Consider the following 2,225-nt stretch of genomic DNA (forward strand, 5'->3'; position numbering starts at 1 on the left):
AAAGAAGTCTTGGAATTTGAATTAAAAAATGTAGCTTAGTATCATTAATAAATAAACACACTTTGTTGCGTTAGAACCTTGAATGTGCCAACTAAAACCAAACTGAATGGGAATATTTGGAAAACTTTTTGGAAGTAAAAAACTAAAAACGACTGACTCTGATTTTGGAGAAATTGAGAGTTTTAGCACGAGAGGAAATGATGTTGGTTGGCAAGTGAATAAAAGATTTTTGGATTCTGATATTGAAATTCTTGTCGCAGGAAATAAGGACGGAATATCTGAAAATCAGAAACGGATTTTACTAAATGCGTTGAATAACGAAACGGAAATAAAGTCCGAATCGGAAAAAGCACTTAAAGAACAATTTGAAAATGCGGAAATGGAATTCGTATCGATTGAAAAACATTTTGAATTGAAAGGAATATCTGTACGTGACGAAGGATTTGAAATGGCTTTTCAGGAAAAAGAAGGTCAAAATTACTTTTTCAATGTTCATTTTGAGAATAATAAACAAGTTGGAGTTTCGATTGACGGATAGAAATCGGAATAAAACTACACACAACACCGTATATAAAAAATTGCTGGTGTTGTACTAAAACAAAGGTCGTTGCACGTTTGCTACGTCTGAATTTCCTTCGGAAATTCCTCGCACGCAAACACGCAACTTTCCATATACAAACACGTTGCTTTCAATAGCGGCCGACGCTCACTCGAACTCTTTAAAAACATCCGATTCACAAAATGCCGGTTAAAACTTGATCACTCAACTGCGACCGACTTTCAGCAAAACGCTGAAAAAAAACTACAATCGATATTCACTAGGATTCTTTAAAACTTAAAACTTTGCGTGAAAAACTACTGTTGCGGATTTTAAAAAAAAATTAAATCTGAAAGCTAAAAATTAACACTTTGGATAAAAAATGTAGCCGACCAATAAATTGCCGACTAAATAAACGCTGCGGTTAAAATAACAGACACGCAAACTGACTCTGCTCACTCTTGTGGGCCGCTACTAAAAACAACATTGGCTAAAAATCATTGCGACTGAATTTTCTTCCGAAAATTCATTTCTTTTTACTATATTCGTTCTACGGCGGAATAATCCTGCGGATTTTTCCGCAACGAATTTCTAGCCGTTAACCGTTAGCCATAATATCAACGGAACGATATTTGATGAATGTTTGAAAACTAACATTATGAAAAAAATCACCTTTCTTTTATTATTGACATTCGGAATTAAATCTGCTTTTGCTGATTGCGGAATGAGTGGAATGTCTTTCTTCCCAGAAACAAAAGAAATCAGCTTAAATTCAATGTTTATTATTCAGGGTTACGCATTTAGTCAAAAGACAATTAACACTTTCATGGACAGAACAATTTTTTTAGAAAGCGAAAGCGGAGAAATAATTGAACTAAATGTTCAAGAGATTCTAAAAGGTCAAATGGAATTAACTCAAGCAATTTTATGTCCTTTAACTCAATTAAAACCCAATACAAAATACTTTCTCAAATATTCTAAACAAACCGAAAGAGAATCAAATGAAATGAGAAATTGGAATTCTGACAAAAAAGAATATGAAAAAGTGTATTGGAAAACAACAGACAAAAAATCATTGGATACTTTAAATTCAAATTTAACTCTTGAATTTGATAAGACAGAAGTAATCCATTATGGATGTGGTCCCGATGCAAATGCAATCTTCAACATAAAGAACAAATCAAGTTCTGAAGTTTGGTACAAAACAGAAGTGGTTGACATTAAAACCAATGAGCAAACCACATATTACATAAAAGAATGGAATGAACAATTACACGTTGGACACGGAATGTGTGCAGGAGCATTTACTTTCAATAATAAAGGTAAATATAAAGTAAGATTCACGCCAATGAACACGGACGGAAAATCATTAAAAACTACTGAATGGCAAACTTTTGATAGCCCTTTTATGAATGACAAAAGTCCATTCGGGAATTAAAAATACTATGGCTAACAATGGCTATAAATAATTGCTTGGTCTATGTTACTCGGAAAATCCTACGGATTTTCCTCTGGTTCGAGAACTTTTGCTAAATTAGTGACCAAACCACGCAACTATCCATAGCCGAGACCGTTGGCAAACATTACACTGAACAATGGTCTATTCAATAACTTAACGCAACAAATCTAAAATTATAGATTTGTAATATGAGTTCAAAACACAGACGACTTTCACTCAAAGAAAGGA

2 protein-coding genes are annotated in these 2,225 nt (G+C 33.4%); both read left to right on the top strand.

The annotated features are described in order from the left end of the window. Positions 1 to 106 precede the first annotated feature (106 nt). Positions 107 to 538, top strand: a complete 432-nt coding sequence (locus tag ACXAG4_RS15480; RefSeq protein WP_475297001.1) for a hypothetical protein — start codon at positions 107 to 109, stop codon at positions 536 to 538. A 658-nt stretch (positions 539 to 1,196) separates the two neighbouring features. Then, entirely contained in the window at positions 1,197 to 1,976 is a 780-nt protein-coding gene (locus ACXAG4_RS15485) for a hypothetical protein (RefSeq protein WP_475297002.1), read from the top strand. The last annotated feature ends 249 nt before the right edge of the window (positions 1,977 to 2,225 follow it).

The sequence above is a fragment of the Seonamhaeicola sp. ABD4_175 genome (assembly GCF_056160885.1).

Coding starts and splice junctions, on each gene's coding strand:
- ACXAG4_RS15480 (WP_475297001.1), top strand. CDS start 107: ATGGGAATATTTGGAAAACTTTTTGGAAGTAAAAAACTAAAAACGACT.
- ACXAG4_RS15485 (WP_475297002.1), top strand. CDS start 1,197: ATGAAAAAAATCACCTTTCTTTTATTATTGACATTCGGAATTAAATCT.